The sequence below is a fragment of the Mesorhizobium escarrei genome, assembly GCF_935825525.1.
Classification (GTDB): domain Bacteria; phylum Pseudomonadota; class Alphaproteobacteria; order Rhizobiales; family Rhizobiaceae; genus Mesorhizobium; species Mesorhizobium escarrei.
On sequence record NZ_CAKXZT010000001.1, the window covers coordinates 39,931 to 63,180 of the forward strand.

22 protein-coding genes and 1 pseudogene are annotated in these 23,250 nt (G+C 63.5%); 11 read left to right on the top strand and 12 right to left on the bottom strand.

Going from position 1 to position 23,250, the window contains the following annotated elements; genetic code table 11:
- Positions 1-193: 193 nt before the first annotated feature.
- Positions 194-733 (bottom strand): hypothetical protein, encoded by a 540-nt coding sequence (locus tag NMG80_RS00185; protein ID WP_254016256.1) that lies wholly within the window; start codon positions 731-733, stop codon positions 194-196.
- On the bottom strand, positions 726-1,334 hold the full coding sequence (locus tag NMG80_RS00190) for a CGNR zinc finger domain-containing protein (RefSeq protein ID WP_254016257.1): 609 nt from the start codon (positions 1,332-1,334) through the stop codon (positions 726-728). The genes NMG80_RS00185 and NMG80_RS00190 overlap by 8 nt, the downstream gene beginning before the upstream one ends.
- Before the next feature lie 100 nt (positions 1,335-1,434).
- Here NMG80_RS00190 and NMG80_RS00195 point away from each other — a divergent pair, with 100 nt between their 5' ends.
- From NMG80_RS00195 to NMG80_RS00210, 4 genes are all read left to right on the top strand, one after another.
- On the top strand, positions 1,435-2,340 hold the full coding sequence (locus NMG80_RS00195; protein WP_254016258.1) for a branched-chain amino acid ABC transporter permease: 906 nt from the start codon (positions 1,435-1,437) through the stop codon (positions 2,338-2,340).
- A 379-nt stretch (positions 2,341-2,719) separates the two neighbouring features.
- The gene (locus tag NMG80_RS00200) at positions 2,720-3,304 is read left to right on the top strand and encodes a TRAP transporter small permease subunit (protein ID WP_254016259.1); all 585 of its coding nucleotides are present in this window, start codon (positions 2,720-2,722) and stop codon (positions 3,302-3,304) included.
- Entirely contained in the window at positions 3,301-5,073 is a 1,773-nt protein-coding gene (locus NMG80_RS00205; protein ID WP_254016260.1) for a TRAP transporter large permease, read from the top strand. Before NMG80_RS00200 ends, NMG80_RS00205 begins: the two co-directional genes overlap by 4 nt.
- A gap of 17 nt (positions 5,074-5,090) precedes the next feature.
- A complete protein-coding gene (locus tag NMG80_RS00210; protein ID WP_254016369.1) occupies positions 5,091-6,113 on the top strand; it encodes a zinc-dependent alcohol dehydrogenase family protein in 1,023 nt (340 codons plus the stop codon).
- A gap of 61 nt (positions 6,114-6,174) precedes the next feature.
- Here the strand turns inward: NMG80_RS00210 and NMG80_RS00215 are convergent, their stop codons facing one another.
- Positions 6,175-7,284 (bottom strand): TRAP transporter substrate-binding protein, encoded by a 1,110-nt coding sequence (locus NMG80_RS00215; RefSeq protein ID WP_254016261.1) that lies wholly within the window; start codon positions 7,282-7,284, stop codon positions 6,175-6,177.
- A 289-nt stretch (positions 7,285-7,573) separates the two neighbouring features.
- Between NMG80_RS00215 and NMG80_RS00220 the strand changes: the two genes are divergently transcribed.
- Entirely contained in the window at positions 7,574-8,347 is a 774-nt protein-coding gene (locus tag NMG80_RS00220) for a gamma-glutamyl-gamma-aminobutyrate hydrolase family protein (protein WP_254016262.1), read from the top strand.
- Positions 8,348-8,368: 21 nt separating this feature from the next.
- On the opposite strand, the gene NMG80_RS00225 is transcribed toward NMG80_RS00220, so the two are convergent.
- From NMG80_RS00225 to NMG80_RS00245, 4 genes are all read right to left on the bottom strand, one after another.
- Positions 8,369-8,764 (bottom strand): hypothetical protein, encoded by a 396-nt coding sequence (locus NMG80_RS00225; RefSeq protein ID WP_254016263.1) that lies wholly within the window; start codon positions 8,762-8,764, stop codon positions 8,369-8,371.
- A gap of 86 nt (positions 8,765-8,850) precedes the next feature.
- Positions 8,851-9,834: a 2-hydroxyacid dehydrogenase gene (locus NMG80_RS00230; protein ID WP_254016264.1), complete on the bottom strand. Its 984-nt coding sequence runs from the start codon at positions 9,832-9,834 to the stop codon at positions 8,851-8,853.
- On the bottom strand, positions 9,831-10,853 hold the full coding sequence (locus tag NMG80_RS00235; RefSeq protein WP_077375012.1) for a LacI family DNA-binding transcriptional regulator: 1,023 nt from the start codon (positions 10,851-10,853) through the stop codon (positions 9,831-9,833). The genes NMG80_RS00230 and NMG80_RS00235 overlap by 4 nt, the downstream gene beginning before the upstream one ends.
- 282 nt (positions 10,854-11,135) lie before the next feature.
- Entirely contained in the window at positions 11,136-11,543 is a 408-nt protein-coding gene (locus NMG80_RS00245; RefSeq protein WP_254016265.1) for a DUF2000 family protein, read from the bottom strand.
- Positions 11,544-11,578: 35 nt separating this feature from the next.
- Here NMG80_RS00245 and NMG80_RS00250 point away from each other — a divergent pair.
- Positions 11,579-12,456 (top strand): annotated as a pseudogene (locus tag NMG80_RS00250) (AraC family transcriptional regulator).
- A gap of 16 nt (positions 12,457-12,472) precedes the next feature.
- Here the strand turns inward: NMG80_RS00250 and NMG80_RS00255 are convergent.
- Together NMG80_RS00255 and NMG80_RS00260 are read right to left on the bottom strand one after the other, a co-directional pair.
- Positions 12,473-12,943, bottom strand: coding sequence for a MarR family winged helix-turn-helix transcriptional regulator (locus NMG80_RS00255; protein ID WP_254016266.1), 471 nt, complete (start codon positions 12,941-12,943; stop codon positions 12,473-12,475).
- A 220-nt stretch (positions 12,944-13,163) separates the two neighbouring features.
- Positions 13,164-13,889 carry an intradiol ring-cleavage dioxygenase gene (locus NMG80_RS00260; RefSeq protein WP_254016267.1) on the bottom strand — a complete coding sequence of 242 codons (726 nt, stop codon included), beginning with the start codon at positions 13,887-13,889 and terminating at the stop codon, positions 13,164-13,166.
- A 196-nt stretch (positions 13,890-14,085) separates the two neighbouring features.
- Here NMG80_RS00260 and NMG80_RS00265 point away from each other — a divergent pair, with 196 nt between their 5' ends.
- The 5 genes from NMG80_RS00265 (at position 14,086) to NMG80_RS00285 (ending at position 20,093) form a co-directional block, all read left to right on the top strand.
- Positions 14,086-15,144, top strand: coding sequence for a CobW family GTP-binding protein (locus NMG80_RS00265; protein ID WP_254016268.1), 1,059 nt, complete (start codon positions 14,086-14,088; stop codon positions 15,142-15,144).
- Between the two features lie 260 nt (positions 15,145-15,404).
- Entirely contained in the window at positions 15,405-16,379 is a 975-nt protein-coding gene (locus NMG80_RS00270) for a WD40 repeat domain-containing protein (RefSeq protein ID WP_254016269.1), read from the top strand.
- Between the two features lie 84 nt (positions 16,380-16,463).
- Positions 16,464-17,846: an aspartate aminotransferase family protein gene (locus NMG80_RS00275; RefSeq protein WP_254016270.1), complete on the top strand. Its 1,383-nt coding sequence runs from the start codon at positions 16,464-16,466 to the stop codon at positions 17,844-17,846.
- Between the two features lie 13 nt (positions 17,847-17,859).
- Positions 17,860-19,281, top strand: a complete 1,422-nt coding sequence (locus NMG80_RS00280; RefSeq protein WP_254016370.1) for a glutamine synthetase family protein — start codon at positions 17,860-17,862, stop codon at positions 19,279-19,281.
- A 131-nt stretch (positions 19,282-19,412) separates the two neighbouring features.
- Complete coding sequence (locus NMG80_RS00285) at positions 19,413-20,093, top strand: UdgX family uracil-DNA binding protein (protein ID WP_254016271.1); 681 nt, start codon at positions 19,413-19,415, stop codon at positions 20,091-20,093.
- Between the two features lie 3 nt (positions 20,094-20,096).
- Here the strand turns inward: NMG80_RS00285 and NMG80_RS00290 are convergent, their stop codons facing one another.
- From NMG80_RS00290 to guaD, 3 genes are all read right to left on the bottom strand, one after another.
- Positions 20,097-21,362 (bottom strand): glycerate kinase type-2 family protein, encoded by a 1,266-nt coding sequence (locus NMG80_RS00290; protein WP_254016272.1) that lies wholly within the window; start codon positions 21,360-21,362, stop codon positions 20,097-20,099.
- Positions 21,359-21,862, bottom strand: coding sequence for a heme-degrading domain-containing protein (locus NMG80_RS00295; RefSeq protein ID WP_254016273.1), 504 nt, complete (start codon positions 21,860-21,862; stop codon positions 21,359-21,361). Before NMG80_RS00295 ends, NMG80_RS00290 begins: the two co-directional genes overlap by 4 nt.
- A gap of 74 nt (positions 21,863-21,936) precedes the next feature.
- Complete coding sequence (gene guaD / locus NMG80_RS00300) at positions 21,937-23,250, bottom strand: guanine deaminase (RefSeq protein ID WP_254016274.1); 1,314 nt, start codon at positions 23,248-23,250, stop codon at positions 21,937-21,939.

The window sequence follows — 23,250 nt, forward strand, 5'->3', positions numbered from 1 at the left end:
AGTTCGAGCGCAGCCAACATCGGAGTTGAAGGCTGCAGTGTTTCTCCCCTTGCCGGGCAGGTCAAACAAAATCGAAGATGTCAGGCGAGGCGCAACAAACGATCCTGTCCACGCCCGATGGTGTAAGAAACGCGCACCCGTTGGTCCGTCTGCGCACGAAAATTCCGGCCGCGACCGATCCGGCGATGTCGCGTCAGCCGGCCTTCGAACAGTCGTGCCTGGGCGCGCCCGGCCGCTTGCCGTCCGGATGGCCGGCAAGCTCTGGATTGGGCGTATAGAGCTGATCGATGACCAGCGGCCGGTCGGGCAGGACCGATTGGTCCTGCGTCGACATCAGCGTGGTGTCGATCTTCTGGAGGATTGCACCGTGGATATCCTTGATGCTGATCGATATCGCATAGGGCCTGTCCCTAGCGACGCAGGAAAGCGCCGGGCTCTCCAGCGACACCTTGCCGAGCTTCGGCCAGACTTTCTGTTCGACGATCAGCGGCTCGCCGCCTGCCGGATTCTGGAAGCTGGCGACCGCAACCTGTCCTTCTCCCATCGGCTGCAACGGTCTCAGCGTGACGACAAAGGTTGCCCTTGCGAGGCGATAATTGAAGACGACCAGCTTGCCGGAAATCTCGAACAATCTGCCTTCGCCGTCCTTGCCGGTATCGCGGCAGGCGCCGAGCGTTGCCGCGGCCGCGAGCATGGCGCCGACAACGACCAGGCCCAAGATTTTCCTAGACATTGGCGGTCCCTCTGGCTGCCGTTCGGCGGCGATAGTGGCGACTTGCCTTCTGGCGGTTGCCGCACACCGCCATGTCGCACCAACGACGGCTGGAATTGCGGCTTCGGTCGAGAAACAACCAGGTGCAATTGGGGCAGATTCTCAGCCTTGCGACGGTGTCAGCCTGCAGCAGCGACAGTGCGGAAACCGCCAGTGCCGCCTCGAAGGCGATGGGCGTCGCCGGATCGCCGAACGGCCGTCCCCGCGCACCGATCTCGGTGCGGCTGTCCGCGAGACCCTCGGCGCAGGCCTTCAGGAAGCCAGGCAGATCGCCTGTGGTGACCGCGCCCTTCGACACCGCACGACGAAACAGCCGGTCGGTCGTCTCGCGGATCGCCAGCACGACCGGCGCGATCTTGTCCGGGAACGGCGCTTGGAGCCGCCTGCCGCCAAGTTCGGCGGCGCGAGAGACGCTTGCCGCGTCGGCGAAACGGGCGATCTCCGCCAAATCTTTGAACCGGTCGAAGGTTTTCTCGGGATCGCCGCGCAGCACGACGGTGTTCGCCGTGTCGAGCGCAAGAAGGCCGCCGGTGAAGCGGTGCGGGGTCCAGGAAACCGTCATGGGCGCCATTTCTAACCGATAAGGCGCGTTTGACAAGTTAGATTACCGATGCAAATCTGCTCCGCACGGACGCGGTTCTCCGCGATCCAAGGACATTCGCATGCTCTATTTCTTCCAGCAGGTCCTGAACGGGCTGCATTCCGGCGCGCTCTATGCCCTGCTCGCCTTCGGCTATGTGCTGACCAACGGCATCCTGCACCGGACGAACCTCGCCTATGGCGCGCTGTTCGCCTTTTGCGGACAGACGATGATCCTCACCGCGGCCTTCGGCTATCAGGCCCTGTGGCTGACCCTGTTGGCGGCCGTCGCGCTCGGCATTGTCGCGGCGTTCCTGTATGCGGGGTTGATCAGCCATGTCCTGTCGCGCAGCATCTTCGAGCCGCTGGCCGACCGCACGCCCAATGCGATCGTGGTGACAACGCTGGGCATATTGCTGCTGCTGTCGGAGGCAAGCCGCATCGCCGCCGACACGCATGATCTGTGGCTGCCGCCAATGCTGGCCGAGCCCATCATTTTCGCGCGGGGGGCAAATTTCAATGCCACGCTGACGCTCATCCAGTTGCTCGACTGCGGGATCGTCGTAGCGACCATTGCGCTCGCCTCCTGGGCGTTCGCCCGCTCGAGTTTCGGCCGGCGCTGGCGCGCCGTGTCCGACGACCCCAAAGCCGCCGCCATGTGCGGCGTCGACGTGCGCGCGGTGTTTCGGCACGCGGTGCTCGCCGGCGGCCTTTGCGCGGCGCTGGCCGGTGTCGTCGCCGGTCTTTACTATGGCAACATCAGCTTCGGCTCCGGCCTGGTCTACGGGCTGAAAATCCTGTTCGTGACGGCGGTGGGCGGCTATCTCTCGCCGTTGCGGGCAGCACTTGGCGCTGCTGCTTTCGGCATGGCCGAATCGCTGTGGGCCGGCTATTTCCCGGTCGAGTGGCGCGACGCCTGGATGTATCTGTTCCTCGTCGCCATGCTGGTGCTGATCGGCACCGGCCGCGATCAGGGCAAGATCGCCTGACTGCACTAAACCTAGGTAGACTTTGGTTGCATGACGTCTACAGCGCGCGCGTCCTCTCGGACCGCGCAAAGGACGCTGTAGCACTTTGATTTTGCGCATGATCCCCAGCGAAAATCGATTCCGATTCTCGGGGTCATGCGCCGCGTCAGGCTGTTTCGCCCCTTCCTCATCTCACAAGCCCCTTCCTCACTTCACAAGATTGTTTAACTCGGTCTGCCCTGTGTTGACCCGCCGTGCCACGCACGGCATACCGTTGGGCCACATCAAGCCGGCGGAAGACAAGCGGGAATTTGGCACGCCGCTGGATACTTTGAGTCACGCATCGTGCTTTCCGAAAATCGACACCGATTTTCGGGCCGATGCGTAAAGGGAGGAATGTATGGCAGGGCTTCTCACTCTATCCAGAACCATTGACCGGGTGAACGAATTCATCGGCAAATGGGTGTCGTGGCTGATCCTGCTGGCAATCCTGGTCAGCGCCGCCAATGCCGTCATCCGCAAGACGTTTGACATGTCGTCGAACGCCTGGCTGGAACTGCAGTGGTATTTGTTCGGCGCCGCCTTCATGCTGGCCGCCGCCTACACGCTGAAGCAGAACGACCATATCCGCATCGACATCGTCTACGGCATGTTATCGCGCCGCGTGCAGCACTGGATCGACCTTCTCGGTCACCTTTTTTTCCTGATGCCGTTCGTGACGCTGATGGTGATCTATTTCGTGCCCTATGTGTCGCTCTCGTTTCGCAGCGGCGAAATGTCGAACAATTCCGGCGGGCTGATCATCTGGCCGGCAAAGGCGATCCTGCTGGCCGGCTTTTTCCTGCTCGCGCTCCAGGGCATCTCCGAGATCATCAAGAAGATCGCCATCATGCGCGGCGACATGGACGATCCCACGCCGTTCATATCGGTGCATGAGCAGGCCGAGCTCGAAGCGAAGGCGCTCGCCGAAGAGGTGCGCTCGTGATCGAGTTCATCGCCCAGAACATGGCGCCGATCATGTTCGCCTCGCTGGTCATCTTCCTGCTGATCGGCTACCCGGTCGCCTTCTCACTCGCCGCCAACGGCCTGCTGTTCTTCTTCATCGGGGTTGTGCTGTCACCCTATTCGGGCGGCTCGATCAATCTCGCCTGGCCGCTGCTGCACGCACTGCCGGACAATTTCTATGGCAGCCGGGTGATGTCGAACGACACGCTGCTGGCCATCCCGTTCTTCACTTTCATGGGCATCGTGCTCGAACGATCGGGCATGGCCGAGGACCTTCTCGACACGATCGGCCAATTGTTCGGACCGATCCGCGGCGGCCTCGCCTATGCCGTGATCTTCGTCGGCGCGCTGCTTGCCGCAACCACGGGTGTGGTGGCTGCTTCCGTCATCGCGATGGGCCTGATCTCGCTGCCGATCATGCTGCGCTACGGCTATGACCGCCGTGTGGCGTCCGGCGTCATCGCGGCGTCGGGCACGCTCGCCCAGATCATTCCGCCGTCGCTGGTGCTGATCGTTCTGGCCGATCAGCTCGGCCGCTCGGTCGGCGATATGTATGCGGGCGCGCTGATCCCGGGGCTGGTTCTGACCGGCCTCTATACGCTCTACATCCTGATCATGTCGATTGTCCGGCCGAAGTCGATGCCGGCATTGCCGCTGGAGGCCCGCACGCTCGGCCACGGCATCCTGTCGTTGCTGGTCGCGGTGCTGGCGGCAGGCGTGGTTTCCTACGCGGCGTATCGCTATCTTGCGCCCTCGCAGGGCCAAAACGCCGACATCCTCGGCGCCACCATCGGAGTGATCCTCATCTACGTCGTGGCCATCGTCGACCAGCGCCTGAAGATCAACATGATGTCCCGGCTGGCGCAGCAGGTGATCATCGTGCTGATCCCGCCGCTGGCGCTGATCTTCCTGGTGTTGGGCACCATCTTCCTCGGCATCGCCACTCCAACCGAGGGCGGCGCCATGGGCGCTGTCGGCGCGCTGATCATGGCGGCGATGAAGGGGCGGCTGTCGCTGGACGTGGTCAGGCAGGCGCTGGCATCGACGACGCGGCTGTCGTCCTTCGTGCTGTTCATCCTGATCGGCGCGCGCGTGTTCTCGCTCACTTTTTATGGCGTCAACGGCCATATCTGGGTCGAACACCTCCTGACATCGCTGCCGGGCGGCGAGATCGGCTTCCTGATCGGCGTCAACATCCTCGTCTTCCTGCTCGCCTTCTTCCTCGATTTCTTCGAGCTCGCCTTCATCATCGTGCCGCTTTTGGCGCCGGCCGCCGATAAGCTCGGCATCGACCTGATCTGGTTCGGCGTGCTGCTCGGCGTCAACATGCAGACCAGCTTCATGCATCCACCCTTCGGCTTCGCGCTGTTCTACCTGCGTTCGGTCGCCGCCCGGGTGCCCTATCTCGATCGCCTCACCGGCAAGAAGATCGCGCCGGTGACCACCGGCCAGATCTATTGGGGCGCGGTCCCCTTCGTCTGCATCCAGGTCATCATGATCGGGTTGACCATCGCCTTCCCGCAGATGGTGATGCATTACAAGGGCACGCCAGTCGATCCGGGCACGATCGATTACCAGGTACCGGAAACGCCGGGCCTGTCGCCGCTTGGCACACCGCCGGCGGATGGCGGCACGGCGCCGACCGCGCCTGCACCGGACCTATCGCAGCCGCCGAGTTTCGGTGAAACGCCGCCTGCCAAGCCAGCAGCGCCAGCACCCGATCTATCCCAACCACCGAGTTTCAATTGATGCGAGGCTCAACAGACATGAAAGCGGTGCGGCTGGAGGGCGTGGGCAGCATTGCCCTGCGCGAGATCGGCAAACCGTCCGCCGGGCCTGACGATCTTCTGGTGCGGATCGAAGCATGCGGCGTCTGCGGCACCGACCGGCATCTTTTCCATGGCGAATTTCCCTGTACGCCACCGGTGACGCTCGGACACGAATTCTCCGGGATCGTAGAGGCGATTGGAACTGCTGTGTCCGGCTTTTCGGTCGGCGATCGCGTCACCGGCGATCCCAACATCGCCTGCGGACGCTGTCCGCACTGCCATGCCGGTCGCATCAATCTTTGCCATAATCTGATTGCCATCGGCATCCGCCGCGACGGCGGCTTCGCCGAATATGTCGTGCTGCCTCAGAAGCAGGCCTTCTCCCTTCCGAAAGACCTGAAGCCGACGCATGGCGCGTTCTGCGAGCCGCTTGGCTGCTGCCTGCATGGCTTGGACCTGGCGCAGATCCGACCCGGCTCCTCGGTCGCCGTGCTTGGCGGCGGCGTGATCGGCCTGCTCACCGTGCAACTGGCGAGGCTTGCCGGCGCGACGACAATCATCCTGTCGACGCGCCAAGCCTCGCGGCGTGCCCTTGCCAAAGAATTGGGCGCGACGGCAACGGTCGATCCAATCGCTTGCGATATCATCGACACGGTCGTCGGTCCGTCGGGCCTCATGCCGGGCGGTGTCGATGTGGTGTTCGAATGTGCCGGCGTAAGAGAGACGGTCGAGCAATCGATGCGGCTGGCCAAGGCCGGCGGCACGGCTGTCGTCGTCGGCGTGATGCCTCAAGGCATGAAGGCCGAGTTCGAACCTTTCGACCTGCTGTTCCGGGAATTGAAGGTGCTCGGCTCGTTCCTCAATCCGTTTACGCATCGCCGGGCTGCCGATCTCATCGCCTCGGGTGCGATCGAGATCGACAAGCTCATCTCCCGGCAGGTGACGCTTGAGGAGGCGGCTGCGGTGATCGCCAATCCGCCTGCGCCAGGCGAGGTCAAGGTGCTGGTGGTGCCGCGCTGATCGGCAAATCGAAGCGTTTCGGCGCCACGCGTCCGAAGAACGCGTGGCGCCGAAACTGTTGTCACAGTTTGCCGGTGCGCTGCTGGACCATCATGAAGGTGTCGTAGTTGTACTCGGCCACCTGCGCCCAGAGGTAGTGCTCTTTGCGGAAAGCCTTGATCGAGTCCCATATCTTCTTGAACGGCGCGTTCGAAGCTTCCATCTCGGCGTAGACCTCGTTTGCCTTTTCGAAGCAGGCTGCCAAGATTTCCGGGCTGAAGGGGCGCAATTTGGCGCCCCCGGACACCAGCCGCCTCACGGCCGCCGGATTCAGAAGGTCGTATTTCTGCAGCATGTTGGCGTCGGCGGCCTGCGCGGCGGTGTGCACCAGCGACTTGTAGGCCGGCGAAAGCTCTTCGTATTTCGCCTTGTTGAACATCAGATGGACGGTCGGCCCGCCTTCCCACCAGCCGGGATAATAATAATTGGGCGCGACCTTGTAGAAGCCGAGCTTCTCATCGTCATAAGGGCCGACCCATTCGGCGGCGTCGATGGTGCCTTTTTCCAGCGCTGGATAGATATCGCCGCCGGCGATCTGCTGCGGCACGACGCCGAGCCTTTGCACCACTTTGCCGGCAAAGCCACCGATGCGCATCTTGAGGCCCGAAAGGTCGGCGACGGTGTTGATTTCCTTGCGGAACCAGCCGCCCATCTGCACGCCGGTATTGCCACCCGGCAAGCCAAAAAGGCCCTGCGTGGCCAGAAACCCGTTGAACAGGTCGATGCCGCCGCCGTGGTAATGCCAGGCATTGATGCCGCGCGCGTTGAGCGAGAACGGAACCGCGGCACCCAAAGCCCATGTCGGGTCCTTGCCCCAATAATAATATGCCACCGTATGGCAGGCCTCGACGGTGCCGGCGGTAGTGGCATCCGCGACCTGCAGGCCGGGCACCAGTTCACCGGCAGCGAAGACCTGAACTTGGAAGTTGCCGTCGGTCGCCTCCGAAAGCATCTTGGAAAAGACCTCGGCGCCACCATAGATCGTATCGAGTGATTTCGGGAAGGACGACGCCAGGCGCCATGTCACTTTCGGATTGGTTTGGGCGATAGCCGGCGCGGCAAGCGCCGCCGTAGCCGCCGCAGCGCCGACACCGGCCACACCGGCCTTGCGGATGAATGATCGACGATCCATGAAGTCCTCCCTATTGGATCAACAGGCCGACGTTCGGGAAATGCTCTGTGCCCCGGATCGGCTTCGCGGCGAACAATACACGGGCAAGAAGTCGAGTCCAGCCATGCGAGCCGGTTTTGCCGGCGGCGTTTTCGCGAAATAAGCGGCGCGAACGCACCTCCTGCAACTTAAGTCTAACGCCCCTTTCCGTGGCCCATGCGACATGCCGAACTTGTCATGGCAAAGCGCCTTCGGATCGCCTATTTTAAAGGTAGTATATATCCTTGCACTGAATGGACCCGGATCAAAAATGCAGCAGCCGCTAGTCGCCATATCGACCGACGTCCGCCAGTTCGACAACTACACCTGGCATGCCGCTCCGCAGCAGTATCTGGAGGCGGCGCTTTCGGCTGCCGGCGTGTTCCCGGTGCTGGTGCCGTCCTTCGGCGACCGGCTCGATTTCGATGAACTCCTGTCATCGGTCGACGGCGTCATGATCACCGGATCGAAGTCCAATGTGCATCCCTCGCTCTATGGCGGCGATGCCGGCGAGGCCAACGGCCCCTACGATCCGGCCCGCGACGCCACGACGCTGCCGCTGATCCGCAAGGCAGTGGAGCGCGGCGTGCCGCTGCTCGCCATCTGCCGCGGCATCCAGGAGATGAACGTGGCGCTGGGCGGCACACTGGCCACAGAAATCCAGGAGCGCGAGGGATCGCTGGACCATCGCGCACCGGCGAGCGACAATCAGGACGAACGCTTCGCCATCCGCCAGAGCATTTCGATCAAGCCCGGAAGCTGCCTCGCCGGCGTGTTTGGGGCAGGCGACATCATGGTCAATTCGGTGCACCGCCAGGCCATCGACCGACTAGGCCCGAAGCTGCAGATAGAGGCGCTCGCCACCGACGGCACGGTCGAGGCGGTTTCGGTACGCGACGCCCGCGCTTTCGCCGTCGGCGTCCAGTGGCATCCCGAATACTGGGTCAAGTCGGACAGCGTCTCAGCAAGGATATTCCGCGCCTTCGGCGACGCGGTGCGCCTGCACGCCGCGGCGAAATCCGGCGCGCGGGCCGCCGCGGAATAGTTCAGCCGTCGGACGTCAACGTCAATCGCTGCTGGCCGCCAGCGACAGCAGCGGCAGGGCTGGTGCGTAGGATTCATAACCGTGGCCGTCGGCGACGCCGAAAGTGACAATCGGGTCGATGCCGTTCGCGCTGAAGGTGACCGTTCCGTCATCCTGCTCACGCCAGAATTTCGCGCGCTCGATGCCGGGCAAGACCCGGCGGCAATTCGCAGTGACCGTCAACAGCGACAGGCCATGCGCAACCTCAGTGCCGCGCTTGACCGCGCAGGACGCTTCGTCGCCATTGGCCACCAGCTTGTAGTCGCCGGGCGACTGCGCTGACTCATCGGCTGTGCGGCCTTCGCCTCCGCCGCTATAAAACAGCTGAACGCTGCCGAACAGCGCGGCCACTGCTATCAATGCAGCAAGTGCTTTCATCTGCGTTCTCCGCATGCTTGGCGATGAAGAATGAACTCAAAGCGTTAAGCCGTCGTTAGTCGTTAACAAATTGGAAAGCGTGCCGCTCAGCTGCGCGCCTTGACTTTTTCCGTTTCCGGCACCGGCGTCAGCGCCCTCCGTTCCGAAAACCAGGAAATCAGATTGTCGACGCACAGATCGGCCATGGCGCGGCGGGTATGTTCCGAAGCCGAGCCGACATGCGGCAAAAGTGAGGTGTTGGGGGCGGCGAGCAGCGCCGGCGGCACGTTCGGCTCGTCGGCGAAGACGTCGAGCCCGGCAGCGGCGATGGTGCCGCCGGCAAGCGCCGCGGCAAGAGCTGCCTCGTCCACTGTACTGCCGCGACCGATGTTGACGAAGACGCCATTCGGGCCGAGCGCCGACAGGATCTCGGCGTTGACCGCCCTTTCCGTCGAGGCGCCGCCGGGCGCCACCGAGATCAGCGTATCGACCGCCTCGGCAAGGCCTTTCAGCGTACCGTGGTATTCGTAGGGCAGGCCTTCGACCTGGCGCCGGTTGTGATAGGCGATCGGCAGCCCGAAGGCTTCCAGCCGGCGCGCAATGGCAAGGCCGATGCGGCCCATGCCGAAAATACCGACACGACGGCCGCGCAAGGTCAGCCGGCTTAGCGGATAGTTGCCGTTGCGTGCCCAACTGCCGTCGCGCAGCCAGGTCTCGGCGCGCGGCAACTCGCGGACGGTGTTGATCAAAAGCCCGATCGCCGTATCGGCGACCTCCTCGGTCAGCACATCCGGCGTGTTGGTGACCATGACGCCGCGCCGTGCTGCGTGGCCGGCATCGACCGAATCATAGCCGACGCCGAAATTGGCGATGACCTCGAGATTCGGCAGCGCGTCAATGAGGGCTGCGTTGATCCCGCCAAAGGCGGCAATGCCGCGCACCGCCCGGCGCATCTCGTCGGTGACCAGCGACGCATCAGGCCGTTCGATCCAGACGCGGCTGAACGTCCGGTCGATGCGGCCGACCGCGTGGTCGTTGAACTGGCCCGGCACCAGAATGGCGACTGCTTGCTGCTGTTCGGCTTTTGTCATGCACGTTCCACTGGTTTGCCGGTTGACTGGCGCACATGCAGTTCCGGCTTGATCAGTTCCTGCGACGGCCGCACCATCTGCCCATTGAGCTTGTCGAGCAGCGCGCTGGCGGCGCGGCGGCCGACTTCACGCTGGCCATTCCACACGGTGGTCAGCGCCGGCGTCGCGATCGCCGCTTCCTCGAGATCGTCATAGCCGGTCACGGATATGTCAATGCCCGGCACCAGCCCGGCGCGTGCAATGCCGTTCATCAGGCCGATGGCGACGAGGTCGTTCCAGCAGCAGGCCGCAGTCGGCTTGTCCTTCAGCGCCAGGAACTGGCCGGCGGCCTCGAAGCCAGCCTGTTTGGTGCGCGGGCCGGGGATGCGCCAGGACGGCCTGACCTCCAGCCCTGCCGCCTCCATGGCGTTGAGATAGCCCTGGTAGCGGTCGCGGCCGGTCGAGGTCTGGTCGGTGCCGCCGATCATGGCAATGCGCTTATGGCCGAGCGAGATCAGATGGTTGGTGGCTAGCCCGGTGCCATAGGCATCGTCGCCGCGAAACACCGGCACGTCAGCGCCTTCGACGGTGCGTGCGATCAGCACCGCCGGCAGGCCGTTTTCCTCGGCCATGAAGATGTCTTCGGGCGGCGTGCCGATGGCCGGCGACATGATGACGCCGTCGGCGCCAAGCTGCAGAAGCGTATCTATGAAGGTGCGCTGCTTTTCGAGCTGGTCGTAATGGTTCGACAGGATGAAGGTCTGCCGGCTGCGGTCGAGCTCGCTTTCAATCGAGCGCAGGATCTCGGCGAAGAAGGGATTCATGATGTCGTGGACGACGACGCCGACGATGCCCGAACGCGAGGTGCGCAGGCTGGCGGCGCGGCGATTGTAGATATAGCCGATGGCGCGGGCATGTTCCTTGATGCGGTCGCGGGTGATTCCAGCAACAAGTGGGCTGTCGCGCAGGGCCAGCGAGACCGTAGCCGTGGACACACCGAGCGCATCCGCGATCGTCGAAAGCTTGATCTTCTGTGCCAGCGCCTTGCGCTCCCCCGACGATCTAGAGCTGATCCATGATCTCCAGCGCAAAACCGGATGCAGTTTTCGGGATCATGGTCTAAACAGTTTAAACGCGGCCTTATGCCACCCTTCCGAAACAAATCAAAGTTTTTTTGCCAGCGCATCCACCTCGACGTCGAGGGCAGCACGGTTGCGCTCGCGAAGCCGGTGCTCGCGATGAACGATACAAAGCCGCCGGCGACGATGACGGCAGCGCCGAGCACACCAAGCATCAACAGGATGAATCAGGGTCGATATGCATCAGGGATGCATACGGGCACCCTTGGTGATCTTGTCGACAAGCTTCTTTTCGGCGCGCAGCGCGATGCCGACGACCTTCGCGTCGTCGGGTGCGAATTCGGCAAAGACGGCGCGGTTCGCCGCATCGTGGCCGGTCGAAAACATTTCGTCGACGTAGAGCGAGGTCGTCACACCGCGCTCCAGCGCCCGCCGGTGGATCGCACTGAGCGTCGAGCGATCGGCCGAAAGCACGATGATCGGCTGGATCGAGAGCGGATTGTAGATATTGCCGGCGCGGTCGCGATAGGGTTCGCCGATTATGTCGCTATACTGCGCGACGATGCCGCTGGTCAGGAACGCGGTGACGTTGAGCTTTTGCCAGACGGGAAGGTCGTCCTGCAGCACGATTGCAAATTTCGTGTCGAACATGAGACATTTGCCATTCGGGGTTTGTGAATGAAGCGATGTCACACGGTTTAGATGGCGAGGCCTTTCAGGGTCTTGGACGTTTGTGCATTGACGCGGCTGAGAACTGCGTCATCTCGGCGCCCGATTGCGTCGGAATGGAGCGTATCGAGGCCCGGTTCCACGGCAGCGCCTTCGATCTCCATCGTCACGATACCTACGCCATCGGCGTGACGCTGCATGGCGTCCAGACCTTCCGTTATCGCGGCGCGACGCATCACAGCCTGCCCGGCCAGATTATCGTGCTCCATCCCGACGAATTGCACGATGGCGGCGCCGGCACTGAAGACGGTTTGCGTTACAGGATGCTTTATCTGGAGCCGTCCATCGTGCTGGACTGCCTCGGTCAGATAGGCGCGTCGCTGCCTTTCGTCAGGAATGCCGTGGTGACGGATCCGGTTTTCCGCACGCGGCTGCTTTCGGCGCTGGGCCGTTGGACCAGAAGCTGGACGATCTGTTTGTCGCCGACTTCGTTGCGCAATTGATGCAAAGCCTGGCACGTCACTCAGGCCTGCCGGCGAAACCGATCCCAAGGACAGCGTGGCGGGCTGCCAGCCTGGCACGCGACTATCTGCAAGAAAATGTTTTCCGTACCGTCCGTTCGGAGGAACTGGAGGCAATCACCGGGCTGGATCGCTACGCTCTATCGCGGCATTTCCGTGCCGCTTTCTCCACCAGTCCGCACCGCTTTCTCCTGATGCGCCGGCTTCAACGAGCACGCCGCATGATCGAGGCAAGCGAGCCATTGGCACAGATCGCAATAGCGGCCGGTTTCAACGACCAAAGTCATTTCAGCAGGCACTTCAAGAGGGCGTTCGGCGTCACGCCGGGCCGCTGGTCGGAATTGATCCATAGATCGTCAGCAGCCGCTGCCTGATGGCGTCAGCCGCGGATCATTCGTCGGCGTCGATCTCATCATCGACGAGAACCATCTCTCCGTTCGAGAGGTTCGCCTCAACGCGGGCGAGCAGCTTGAACAGCGCTTTTTGGTCCTTTTTATCGAGCCCCTTCAGCGCCTGCTTCTCGGTCTTCTTCACCGATCTCTCGATGGCATGAATGATTTCGCGGCCAGTGTCGGTCAGAAAGATATGGGCCTGGCGGGCATCGGCGGAAGAGGCGCGTTTTTCCAGAAAACCCTGCGCCTGCAGCCGGTTGATGGTCTTGGTGATGGTCGGCGGGCGCACACCGAGGCGACCGGCAAGATTGCCGGGCGTCTGCCCGTCCTCACGGTCGAGCGCCAGCATGATCTGGTCCTGGCCGGCATAGAAGCCGTGCGCCAAAAGCCGCGCGGCGAGTGCCGTACGCGCCAGCCGCGCCGCCGAATGCAGCCGGCTCATTGTCGCAGTCTTGTCCGCCTTAGCCATGGCTATCCCTCTTCGGCCGAACCGGTGCGGGCAGCATAGAGGCAGCCGCCCGGTTGGCAATGGACGATCAAAAAGATCCGGCTTTGCAAAACAGCTTTGCCGGCAAGCAATGCGGTGTCCGCCGTGGCTAATGCCAGATGATTATTTCAGTTAGATGACAAACGACTTTTCGGCGCAGGTGGACGCGTTCGGCAGGAGCGCCGCACACCCGATACGGGACTCAATCAGCCCTCACCGCGACGATCATCAAGGCCTGGTAGGCGTCCGCCACCTCGCGCAGCGCCGCCTGCGACAGCGGCCCGGCGCGCCGCGCGATACCGTCCCTGGCATTCAGCGTATCCCGCTTGCCGGACCGGTCGGTGTAGGGCGCGACAGTGGTGAATATCTGCTCGCTCAGGCCATCGGGGAAAAACAGCTGGCCGGTCATCACCGAATTGTCGTTCGGGAAGACCTTGAAGTGGATATGGGTGGTGCGGCCGCGATACCATCCGGGATAGATGGTGGCGAACGAGACGATGCCGCTGTCATCCGCCTTCTGCCAACCGCGCAGAAAACTCTGGCCTGACGTATCGACATCCTGGCCGTCGCCTTGTCGGGGATAGCCTGAATAATGGCCTTGGGCGTCGCAATGCCAGATATCGACCCGCGCGCCGGCAAGCGGCCGGCAGCCTGCATCGACGACCTGCAGCCGCACATTGAGGGCAATGCCCGCTTTGCCTTCGGTGATATCGGCGCGTTCGAGCTTCGGGTCGAAATAGAACGGGCCTTCGGTCGCTTCCGGTGTGATCGCGCAGACGCCAGCGCCGCTATCGAACAGGGCAAGCCCGGCATAGGGCGAGGCCTGCTGAGCCAGCGCGCTGTCCGGCAGAAAGACGCCGCCGCCCGCACTGATGGCAATGAGGCCGAGCGCCTGGCGCCGGCTCAACGGGAACGATTTGTCGGACATCCGGCGCATCTTTTCGGTTTCTTTCGATCAAGCTGCCTTGGTCTTATCTAGGCAGTGAGACCAGCCCACGCCAATGAAAATCCGGCAATGTGGGAAAGTCCGGCAATGTTGGCGACCTGTTTGGCCCATCGGTTGCCACGTGCAAAAGCACGACGCGCATCCTATATGGAGCCAACAATCCTTTTCGAGGCCCAACATGAGCGATGCACAAACGACGCAGATCCCCGTAACCGTTCTCACCGGCTATCTTGGCGCCGGCAAGACGACGCTGCTAAACCGCATCCTCTCGGAAAACCACGGCAAGCGCTACGCCGTCATCGTCAATGAGTTCGGCGAGATCGGCATCGACAACGAGCTGATCGTGGAATCCGACGAGGAAATCTACGAGATGAACAATGGTTGCGTCTGCTGCACGGTGCGCGGCGACCTGATCCGCGTCGTCGAGGGCTTGATGCGCCGGCCAGGCCGCTTCGACGCCATCGTGATCGAGACGACCGGCCTCGCCGATCCGGTGCCGGTGGCGCAGACCTTCTTCATGGACGACGACGTGCGCTCCAAGACCAGGCTCGACGCGGTGGTGGCGCTGGTCGACGCCAAGCACCTGCCGTTGCGGCTGAAGGATTCCCGCGAAGCCGAGGACCAGATCGCCTTTGCCGACGTCGTCGTGCTCAACAAGACCGATCTCGTCACGCCGGAGGAACTGAGCAAGGTCGAGGCGACGATCCGCGCGATCAACCCGGCGGCCAGGATACATCGCACCACCCGCGCCGGCCTGGCGCTGTCGGAGGTGCTCGACCGCGGCGCCTTCGATCTTTCGCGGGCGCTGGAGAACGACCCGCATTTCCTCGAGGCGCAAGACGACCACGATCATCATGACCACGACCATCATGACCATGACGGGCACGACCATGACGGGCATGACCACCATCATCACGCGCACCCGTCCGATATTCATGACGTGACGGTGCAGTCGGTGTCGCTGCGCGGCGGCGAGATGGACCCGAAGAAATTCTTCCCGTGGATCGAGAAGATCACCCAGATGGAAGGCCCGAACATCCTGCGGCTGAAGGGCATCATTGCGCTCAAGGGCGATGACGAGCGCTACGTCATCCAGGGCGTGCACATGATCATCGAGGGCGACCACCAGCGCGCCTGGAAGGACGGCGAGAAGCACGAGAGCCGGCTGGTGTTCATCGGTCGCGAGCTCGACGCCGAGCGGCTGAAGAAGAGTTTTGACGCCTGCCAGGCCGCTTGATTTTCAGGCCTTATAACGCTAGCGCTGCACCTTCCTTCCTTCTTCCCTTTGTGGGAGAAGGTGGCCGAGCGAAGCTCGGTCGGATGAGGGGTGTTCCAGCTTGGCGCCAACCGCGCTTCGTCCAACACCCCTCAACCGTCTTGGCGCTACCCGCCAATCCACCTTCTCCTACAAGGGGAGAAGGCCGCGTCGCACCTAGCCGCGCTAACGATTCCTCCGCAACGGCAGCGCGACCACACCAATCTCGAATGGAATCTCCCATGCCCACAGTCGCCCCGCTTGATCTCGATGGCCATTGCGTCGCCGCCGTCTTCCTTGGCGACGTGCCGCATTTCGCGCTGGCCGACGGCACAATCCATCGGCTGGACCATGGCCACAAGACGGCGCAGGCCAATGACGGGCTTCTCGCCGCCTTCCACGATGCGGCGGACGACCGGCTGATCACCGGCGGCGAGGACGGCAAGATTTTTTCCGTTACCGCCGGCGGCAATGCGGCAGAATTGGCAAGCGCCGGGAAGAAATGGATCACCAGCGTCGCCGCCGGACCACAAGGCGCTGTCGCCTATGCCTCGGGCAGGATCGCCTTTGTGCGCTTTGCCGACGGCAAGACCAGGGAATTCTCGCATCCGCGTTCGGTCGAGGGGCTGGCGTTCTCGCCCAAGGGCATGCGCTTCGGCGTCGCCCGCTACAATGGCGCGACGCTGCATTTCCCGGCGACCGACGGCAAGCCAGTCGAGCTGGAATGGGCCGGCGCCCACACCGGCATCACCTTCTCGCCGGATGGCGCCTTCCTCGTCACCACCATGCAGGAGAACGCCCTGCATGGCTGGAAGCTCGCCGACGGTAAGCACATGCGCATGAGCGGCTATCCCGGCAAAGTCAAAAGCCTGTCGTGGGCGCCCAAGGGAAAATGGCTGGCCAGTTCCGGAGCGCCGGCGGCGATCGTCTGGCCGTTTTCGGGCAAGGACGGGCCGATGGGCAAGGCGCCGCTGGAACTCGGCACGCGCGGCAACGCCATGGTGACCTCGGTCGCCTGCCACCCGAGCCAGGATGTCGTCGCCGTCGGCTATGACGACGGCATGGTGATGGCGGTGCGTTTCGCCGACGCCAAGGAGGTGCTTCTGCGCCGACCGGGCAAGGGCGCCATCACCTCGATGATGTGGGACAAGCAGGAACGCCGCGTCGCCTTCGGCAGCGCCGCCGGCGACTGCGGCGTCATTGATATTTCGGCCTAGGGGAGTACGGGAGTAGGGCAGTAAGGCAGTAAGGCACCTATTCCCCTATTCTCCTATTCGAGTAACGCATGAGAGGGGCCATTCATGCATGCAATCGACCATTCAACGACGGCCATAGGTGGCATCAGCACTGCCCGGATCGCCGATCTCCGCGAGACCGAGGCCGAAGTCTTCCGCAAGGCGCGGCCGAAATCGGCAGCAAAGGGCGGCAATGGCCTGCCGGGCTTCTTCGGCGGCGTGCCGATGCACTGGATGAACGACTGGCCGACGCCGTTCCCGATCCTGGTCGACAGCGCCAGAGGCGCCACTATCACTGACATCGACGGCAATCGGCTCGACGATTTCTGTCTCGGCGACACCGGCTCGATGTTCGGCCACTCGCCGCCGCCGGTCGCCCACGCCATCCGTAGGCAGGCCGGACGCGGCCTGACCTACATGCTGCCTTCGCAAGATGCACTCGCCATCGGCCCGCTGCTGCAACAGCGCTTCGGCCTGCCGTTCTGGCAGATCGCGACGACGGCGACCGATGCCAACCGCTTTGCGCTGCGCGTCGCCCGCGCCATCACCGGCCGGGAAAAGATCCTGGTCTTCAACGGCTGCTATCACGGCTCGGTCGACGAGACGATGGTGCGGCTGGTCGATGGCAGACCGGCCAACCGGCCAGGACTGGCCGGCGAATTCCGCGACCTGACCCGGGCGACCGATGTCGTCGAGTTCAACGATGTGCCGGCGCTTGAGACAGCACTCCGGGATCAGCAAATCGCCTGTGTCGTCACCGAGCCGGTGCTGACCAATTCCTGCATGGTGCTGCCCGACCCTGGCTTCCACGAGGCGCTGCGGCGTCTTACCCGCGCGGCCGGCACCCTGCTGCTGATCGACGAGACGCACACGATCTCGACCGGTCCCGGCGGCTACACTAGGAAACACGGCTTGGAGCCGGACCTGTTCGTGCTCGGCAAGCCGATCGCTGGCGGTGTGCCGGCCAGCGTGTGGGGGATGAGCGAAGACGTCGCCGCCCGCTATGCCGACTATGTCAGGACCAAGGAACCAGGCTATTCCGGCATGGGCACGACGCTCTCAGCCAATCCGCTGCAGTTCGCGGCGATGCGCGCCACGCTCGAAGAGGTGATGACCGACGAGAATTATAGCCATATGGACCATCTGGCGCGGCGGCTCGACGCCGGGCTGACCGCCGTCATCGACCGTTACCGCCTGCCTTGGCATGTTGCCCGGGTCGGAGCCCGCGTCGAGTTCATCTGCGCGCCCGGCCCGCTGAGGAATGGCGGCGAGGCGGAAACAGCGCACGCGCCTGAGCTCGAAGCGGCGATCCATGTCGCGCTGGTCAATCGCGGCGTGCTGATCGCGCCGTTTCATAACATGATGCTGATCTCGCCGGCGACCAGCGCTGCCCAGGTGAACCGCCTGATCCCCGCCTTCGGCGCGGTTGCGGCAAGGCTCGCGGCATGAGACAAGCTTGCACATGAGAGAAGCGCACAAGCAAACTTTGAACGCCATCATCGCCTCCGCTTCGGGCTCGACGCCCGCCGAGGCGCAAACCTTTCTCGACGCCCATCCCGAGATCGAAGCGTTCGACATCGTGCTGACCGACGCCAATGGCGTCGGGCGTGGCAAGATCGTGCGCCGGCACGAGTTGATGAGCATCTTCGAGGGCGGCAGGCATATGCCGATCTCGATCCTCGGCCTCGACATCACCGGCGAGGACGTGCACGAGACCGGACTGATCTGGACGACGGGCGACGGCGACCTGCGGGCATGGCCGATCCCCGGCACGCTGGTGCCGCTGTTCGGCACACAGCCGCCGCGCGGCCAGGTGCTGATGGCGATGTACCATCTCGATGGTCAGCCCATGTCCTCCGACCCGCGCCTGGCGATGGGCCGGCAGGTGGAGATACTGGCGGCCAAGGGTCTGCATCCGGCCGGCGCCTTCGAACTCGAATTCTTCCTGCTCGCCAACGAGCGCGACGCCGACGGTAAGGTGCAGCCGGCGCACGCGGTGCTCGACGGCCGCCGCTCGGCCAAGACAGAGGTCTATTCCGTCGACCATCTGCACGGCATGGAGCCGCTGTTTTCCGACATCTATGCCGCGGCCAGGGTGCAAGGCATCCCGGCCGAGACGGTCATTTCCGAATATGCGCCCGGCCAGTACGAACTGACGCTGAACTATCGCAAGGACGTGATGCGGGCGGCCGACGATCTCGTCATGCTGAAGCGGCTGGTGCGGGCACAGGCGCGCCGCCACGGCGTCACTGCCTGCTTCATGGCCAAGCCGATCGAGAAATATGCCGGCTCCGGCATGCATTTCCATGTTTCGCTGCAGGACAAGGCCGGCAACAACGTCTTTGCCGAAGCCAGCGGCGAGACCTGGTCCTTGCCGCTGCTGCGCGGACTGGGCGGCCTCATCCAGACCATGGCGGAATCGATGCTGGTGTTTGCACCGCACGCCAACTCATGGCGGCGTTTTGTTTCGCAATCCTATGCGCCGGTGGCGCCGACCTGGGGCGTCAACAACCGCTCGGTGGCGCTGCGCGTGCCGGCGGGTGATGCAAAAAACCGGCGCATCGAGCACCGGCCGTCGGGCGTCGACGCCAATCCCTATCTGGTGGCGGCAACCGTGCTGGCCGGCATCGTCAAAGGTCTCGATGAGGGCCTCGATCCAGGCCCCGAAACCACCGGCAATGGCTATGAATCCGCAATCACGCGCACCACCATGCCGGTGGACTGGCGCGCCGCGATCGAGGCGGCAAGAGCCTCGACATTCCTCAAAGGGGCCCTGGGGGAAGACCTGCACCGGACCTTCGTGGCGATCAAGCAATCCGAATATCTGCGGGTGGCGCGCACGGTCAGCGAACTGGATTATCATCTCTACCTGCACGAGGTGTGAGGCATCGCATCGCCGGTCGTTCGCCCGGCGAAAGCCGGGACTCGGCTATTTGAAGGAACCTTTCCGGGGCTTCGCTCATTCCGCATCTGATCGCAGCAGCGGGCGAGGCCGCATCAGCCATGATCGCCAGGATGCAGACAACTCCCACGCCACACCACGCCAAGGTGCAGGCAAGACGCTGGCGCAAGGATGAATTGCCGGAGACGGCGGAAGACGATGGCGCAAGCACCATTCCCGAACTCAGCGAAGTGGCTAAGGCCTGCCGCCGCTGCCCGCTGTGGCGCAACGCAACGCAGACCGTGTTCGGCGAGGGGCCTGACAGGGCCAAGGTGATCTTCGTCGGTGAACAGCCCGGCGACCAGGAGGATCTGGCCGGCAAACCTTTCGTCGGCCCGGCGGGAAAGGTCTTCGACGCCATCCTGGACGATGCCGGCGTGGACCGGCTGAAAGTCTATGTCACCAATGCGGTCAAGCATTTCAAATTCGAGCCGCGTGGCAAGCGGCGCATCCACTCGAAGCCGAATGCCGGCGAGGTGCAGGCCTGCCGCTGGTGGCTCGACAAGGAGCTCGATCTGATCAAGCCGAATCTGGCGGTGGCGCTCGGCGCAACGGCGGCGCAGTCGCTGCTCGGCAAGGTCGTGCCGATCATGAAGATGCGCGGCACGGTCGTGCAGCGGGATGATGGCTTGCCTGTGTTCGTCACCATCCACCCGTCCTTTATCCTGCGTATTCGCGAGCCGGCGAACAAACAGGCCGAACGCGAGCGGTTCCTGCAGGACATGAAGGCGGTGAAAAAGCTGATGGCCGCCTGATCCCTAGCTGATCAGGATTGCCCTCAAATCATTGACGTTCGTCCCGGTCGGGCCGGGCACGAAGAGATCGCCGACGGCGTTGAATGCCGTCCAAGCATTGTTGCCGGCAAGCATCGCCTTGGCATCGACGCCTGCCGCCCGCATCCGCGACACCGTCGAGCCGTCGGCAAAGGCGCCGGCATTGTCCTCCGAACCGTCGATGCCATCGGTGTCAGCGGCCAGTGCATGGACACCCTCCATGCCGCTGATGCCGATGGCGAAGGCGAGCAGGAATTCCGAGTTACGGCCGCCCTTGCCCTTTGCCCGCAAGGTCACCGTCGTCTCGCCACCCGACAAGACCAACACCGGCTTTCGGAAAGGCCGGTTGCGCGTCGCGACTTCACGGGCGATCGCCGCATGAAAACCGCCGACCTCGCGCGCCTCGCCCTCAATGGAATCGGAGAGGATGACCGGCTCGATACCTTGGCGCCTGGCTTCGGCTGCGGCCGCTTCCAGCGATACGTCGGCCGAGGCGATCAGATGCACTTCGTTGCGCGAAAAACGCGGATCATCGACGCGCGGCGCATCGGCGGCCGGCGAATTGATATGCGCCATGACAGAGGCCGGCAGTTTCATGCCATAGGCGGCGATCGATGCCAGCGCCTCTTGGCGGTTGCCGGAATCGGCAACGGTCGGGCCGGAAGCCACCAGCGCCGGGTTGTCGCCCGGAATGTCGGAGACCACCAAGGATACCAGCTTTGCCGGATGGGCCGCTGCCGCCAGCCTGCCGCCTTTGATCGTGGAAACATGCTTGCGGATAGTGTTCATGGCAGCGATCGGCGCGCCGGACGCGAGCAGCGCCTCGTTGACGGCGATCTCGTCGGCCAGCGTCAGACCTTCGGCGGGCGCCGGCAGCAGCGCCGAGCCGCCGCCGGAGATGAGCGCCACGACCAGATCGTCCGCGGTCAGCCCCTGCACCTTCTCGAGCAGCCGGCGCGACGCTTCGAGCCCGGCGGCATCCGGCACCGGATGCGCCGCCTCGATGATCTCGATGCGCTGGCAGGTCGCGCCATAGCCGTAACGGGTGACGACCAGCCCTTCGATCGGGCCGTCCCACATTTTTTCGAAAGCCGCCGCCATCTGCGCCGAGCCTTTTCCTGCACCAATGACGATGGTGCGCCCGTTCGGCATTGCCGGCAGATGATCCCTGATCGTCCTCTGGGGATCGGCGGCGGCAACGGCAGCATTGAAGATGGCGGCAAGGAAGGTCTTTGGATCGATCTTTGTCATTTTGCTTCCGGCGGCAGTGTCAGCTCGCGCCCGTCGACGCCGAGGTGGCTGCAGAGCGCATCCACTACGACGCCGTGATCCTCGCGTTCCGGCAGGCCCGAGACCGCGATCACACCGATCACGCCGGCACCTTTGACCGTTATGGGAAAGCCGCCACCGGCCAGCACATAGTCTGATATGTCAAGCCCCTCGCCCGGCTTGAAGCTGCGGTCGGGACGCTGCTGCTCCAGCACCATGCGGTAGGTGCTTTTCAGGAACCGCTGCACCACATTGATCTTGCGCCGCGCCCAATCCGGATTGGAGGCGTTCGAGCCCGGCATTGCCGCGTAGAACAGCGGCCGGTCGAAGGTCCTGATGTCGACGATGATCGGCAAGCCCTGGGCCAGTGCCCGGTCGCGGATCGTCGAGCCGATCTTGAAGGCGACAGCTTCGTCGAAGACCGAGAAGACAAGCTCGGCTTCCTGTTTCTGGATCAGAGCGATGTCGTCCGCAACGGCCATGTCGTTCCCCTGTCAACTTCGCTTCAGGCTTTGACCGATGGCTGCCGCGGGGTCAAGCCGGACGTGTGGGATAGCTAAGCCGCCATATCCGGCTTGGCTGCCCGCCCGGCGACGTAGACCTCGCGCACGGCGCGATCGTCGCCCAGCGTCTGCAGCAGAAACAGCTCCTCCGCCAGCGTGTCCGCCGTCTCCATCCGCAGCCGCATCGCCGGCGTAGCGCACGCGTCGAGGACGACGATGTCGGCATCGCTGCCTTGGTCGAGCGTGCCGACCCTTTCCACGATCGACAGCGCCTCGGCATTGCCGCGGGTGAGCTGCCAGAACGACTGGAACGGATTGAGCTTCTCACCGTTGAGCGCGATCACCTTGTAGCCCTCATCCATGGTGCGCAGCATCGAGTAATTAGTGCCGCCGCCGACATCCGTGGCGGTGGCGATGCGGAGTGGTTTTTCGCGGCGGCGGTAACGCTGATAGTCGAACAGGCCCGAACCGAGGAACAGGTTCGAGGTCGGGCAGAACACGGCGACCGAGCCCGTGTCCGAAAGCGCATCCGCCTCGCGTTCCGACAGATGGATGCAGTGGCCGAACAGGCTTTTGCGCCCGAGCAGCCCATAGTGCTCGTAGACATCGGTATAGTCGCTGGCCTTTGGATAGAGTTGCAGCGTAAAGGCGATCTCAGCGTGATTTTCCGACAGGTGCGTCTGCATGTGCAGATCGGGATGTTCCCGGCAGAGCGCGCTTGCCATTTCCAACTGCTCGGGTGACGAGGTGATGGCGAAGCGTGGTGTGATGGCATAGTGCTGGCGCCCCTTGCCGTGCCACTCGGCGATCAGCGCCTTGCTGTCGTCATAGGCCGATTGCGGCGTGTCGAGCACGCCCTCCGGCGCGTTGCGATCCATCATCACCTTGCCGGCGATGTTGAGCATGTTTCGGTCATGCGACTCGGCGAAGAATGCTTCGGCCGATTCCCTGTGCACCGAGCAATAGGCGGCGACCGTCGTCGTGCCGTGGCGCACAACCTCATCCAGAAACAGCCTGGCGATGCGGCGGCCATGCTGCGCGTTCTGGAACTTGGTTTCCTCGGGGAAAGTGTAAGCGTTCAACCAATCGAGCAGCTCGGCGCCGTAGGAGGCGATGACCTGCATCTGCGGAAAGTGCGCATGCGGGTCGATGAAACCAGGCAGCAGCAAGTGCGGGCGATGGTCGATCTTTTTTGCGCCTTCATCAGCCTTTTTCTCGACGTCGGCATAGGCGCCCGCGGCAACGATCCTGCCGTTGCGGAGCAGCAGGCCGCCGTCGTCCTCGTAGCGCCAGGCGGAATGGTCGTCGACGGTCTCGGGCCAGCGCAGGAAGGACAGCGTGCGGCCGCGCAGGAGTGTGCTGGTCAT

Bases quoted from the DNA above. Each gene is read 5' to 3' on its own strand.
- NMG80_RS00185 (WP_254016256.1), bottom strand. From the start codon at position 733: ATGTCTAGGAAAATCTTGGGCCTGGTCGTTGTCGGCGCCATGCTCGCG.
- NMG80_RS00190 (WP_254016257.1), bottom strand. From the start codon at position 1,334: ATGACGGTTTCCTGGACCCCGCACCGCTTCACCGGCGGCCTTCTTGCG.
- NMG80_RS00195 (WP_254016258.1), top strand. From the start codon at position 1,435: ATGCTCTATTTCTTCCAGCAGGTCCTGAACGGGCTGCATTCCGGCGCG.
- NMG80_RS00200 (WP_254016259.1), top strand. From the start codon at position 2,720: ATGGCAGGGCTTCTCACTCTATCCAGAACCATTGACCGGGTGAACGAA.
- NMG80_RS00210 (WP_254016369.1), top strand. From the start codon at position 5,091: ATGAAAGCGGTGCGGCTGGAGGGCGTGGGCAGCATTGCCCTGCGCGAG.
- NMG80_RS00215 (WP_254016261.1), bottom strand. From the start codon at position 7,284: ATGGATCGTCGATCATTCATCCGCAAGGCCGGTGTGGCCGGTGTCGGC.
- NMG80_RS00220 (WP_254016262.1), top strand. From the start codon at position 7,574: ATGCAGCAGCCGCTAGTCGCCATATCGACCGACGTCCGCCAGTTCGAC.
- NMG80_RS00225 (WP_254016263.1), bottom strand. From the start codon at position 8,764: ATGAAAGCACTTGCTGCATTGATAGCAGTGGCCGCGCTGTTCGGCAGC.
- NMG80_RS00230 (WP_254016264.1), bottom strand. From the start codon at position 9,834: ATGACAAAAGCCGAACAGCAGCAAGCAGTCGCCATTCTGGTGCCGGGC.
- NMG80_RS00245 (WP_254016265.1), bottom strand. From the start codon at position 11,543: ATGTTCGACACGAAATTTGCAATCGTGCTGCAGGACGACCTTCCCGTC.
- NMG80_RS00255 (WP_254016266.1), bottom strand. From the start codon at position 12,943: ATGGCTAAGGCGGACAAGACTGCGACAATGAGCCGGCTGCATTCGGCG.
- NMG80_RS00260 (WP_254016267.1), bottom strand. From the start codon at position 13,889: ATGTCCGACAAATCGTTCCCGTTGAGCCGGCGCCAGGCGCTCGGCCTC.
- NMG80_RS00265 (WP_254016268.1), top strand. From the start codon at position 14,086: ATGAGCGATGCACAAACGACGCAGATCCCCGTAACCGTTCTCACCGGC.
- NMG80_RS00270 (WP_254016269.1), top strand. From the start codon at position 15,405: ATGCCCACAGTCGCCCCGCTTGATCTCGATGGCCATTGCGTCGCCGCC.
- NMG80_RS00275 (WP_254016270.1), top strand. From the start codon at position 16,464: ATGCATGCAATCGACCATTCAACGACGGCCATAGGTGGCATCAGCACT.
- NMG80_RS00280 (WP_254016370.1), top strand. From the start codon at position 17,860: ATGAGAGAAGCGCACAAGCAAACTTTGAACGCCATCATCGCCTCCGCT.
- NMG80_RS00285 (WP_254016271.1), top strand. From the start codon at position 19,413: ATGCAGACAACTCCCACGCCACACCACGCCAAGGTGCAGGCAAGACGC.
- NMG80_RS00290 (WP_254016272.1), bottom strand. From the start codon at position 21,362: ATGACAAAGATCGATCCAAAGACCTTCCTTGCCGCCATCTTCAATGCT.
- NMG80_RS00295 (WP_254016273.1), bottom strand. From the start codon at position 21,862: ATGGCCGTTGCGGACGACATCGCTCTGATCCAGAAACAGGAAGCCGAG.
- guaD (WP_254016274.1), bottom strand. From the start codon at position 23,250: ATGACCAGCACACTCCTGCGCGGCCGCACGCTGTCCTTCCTGCGCTGG.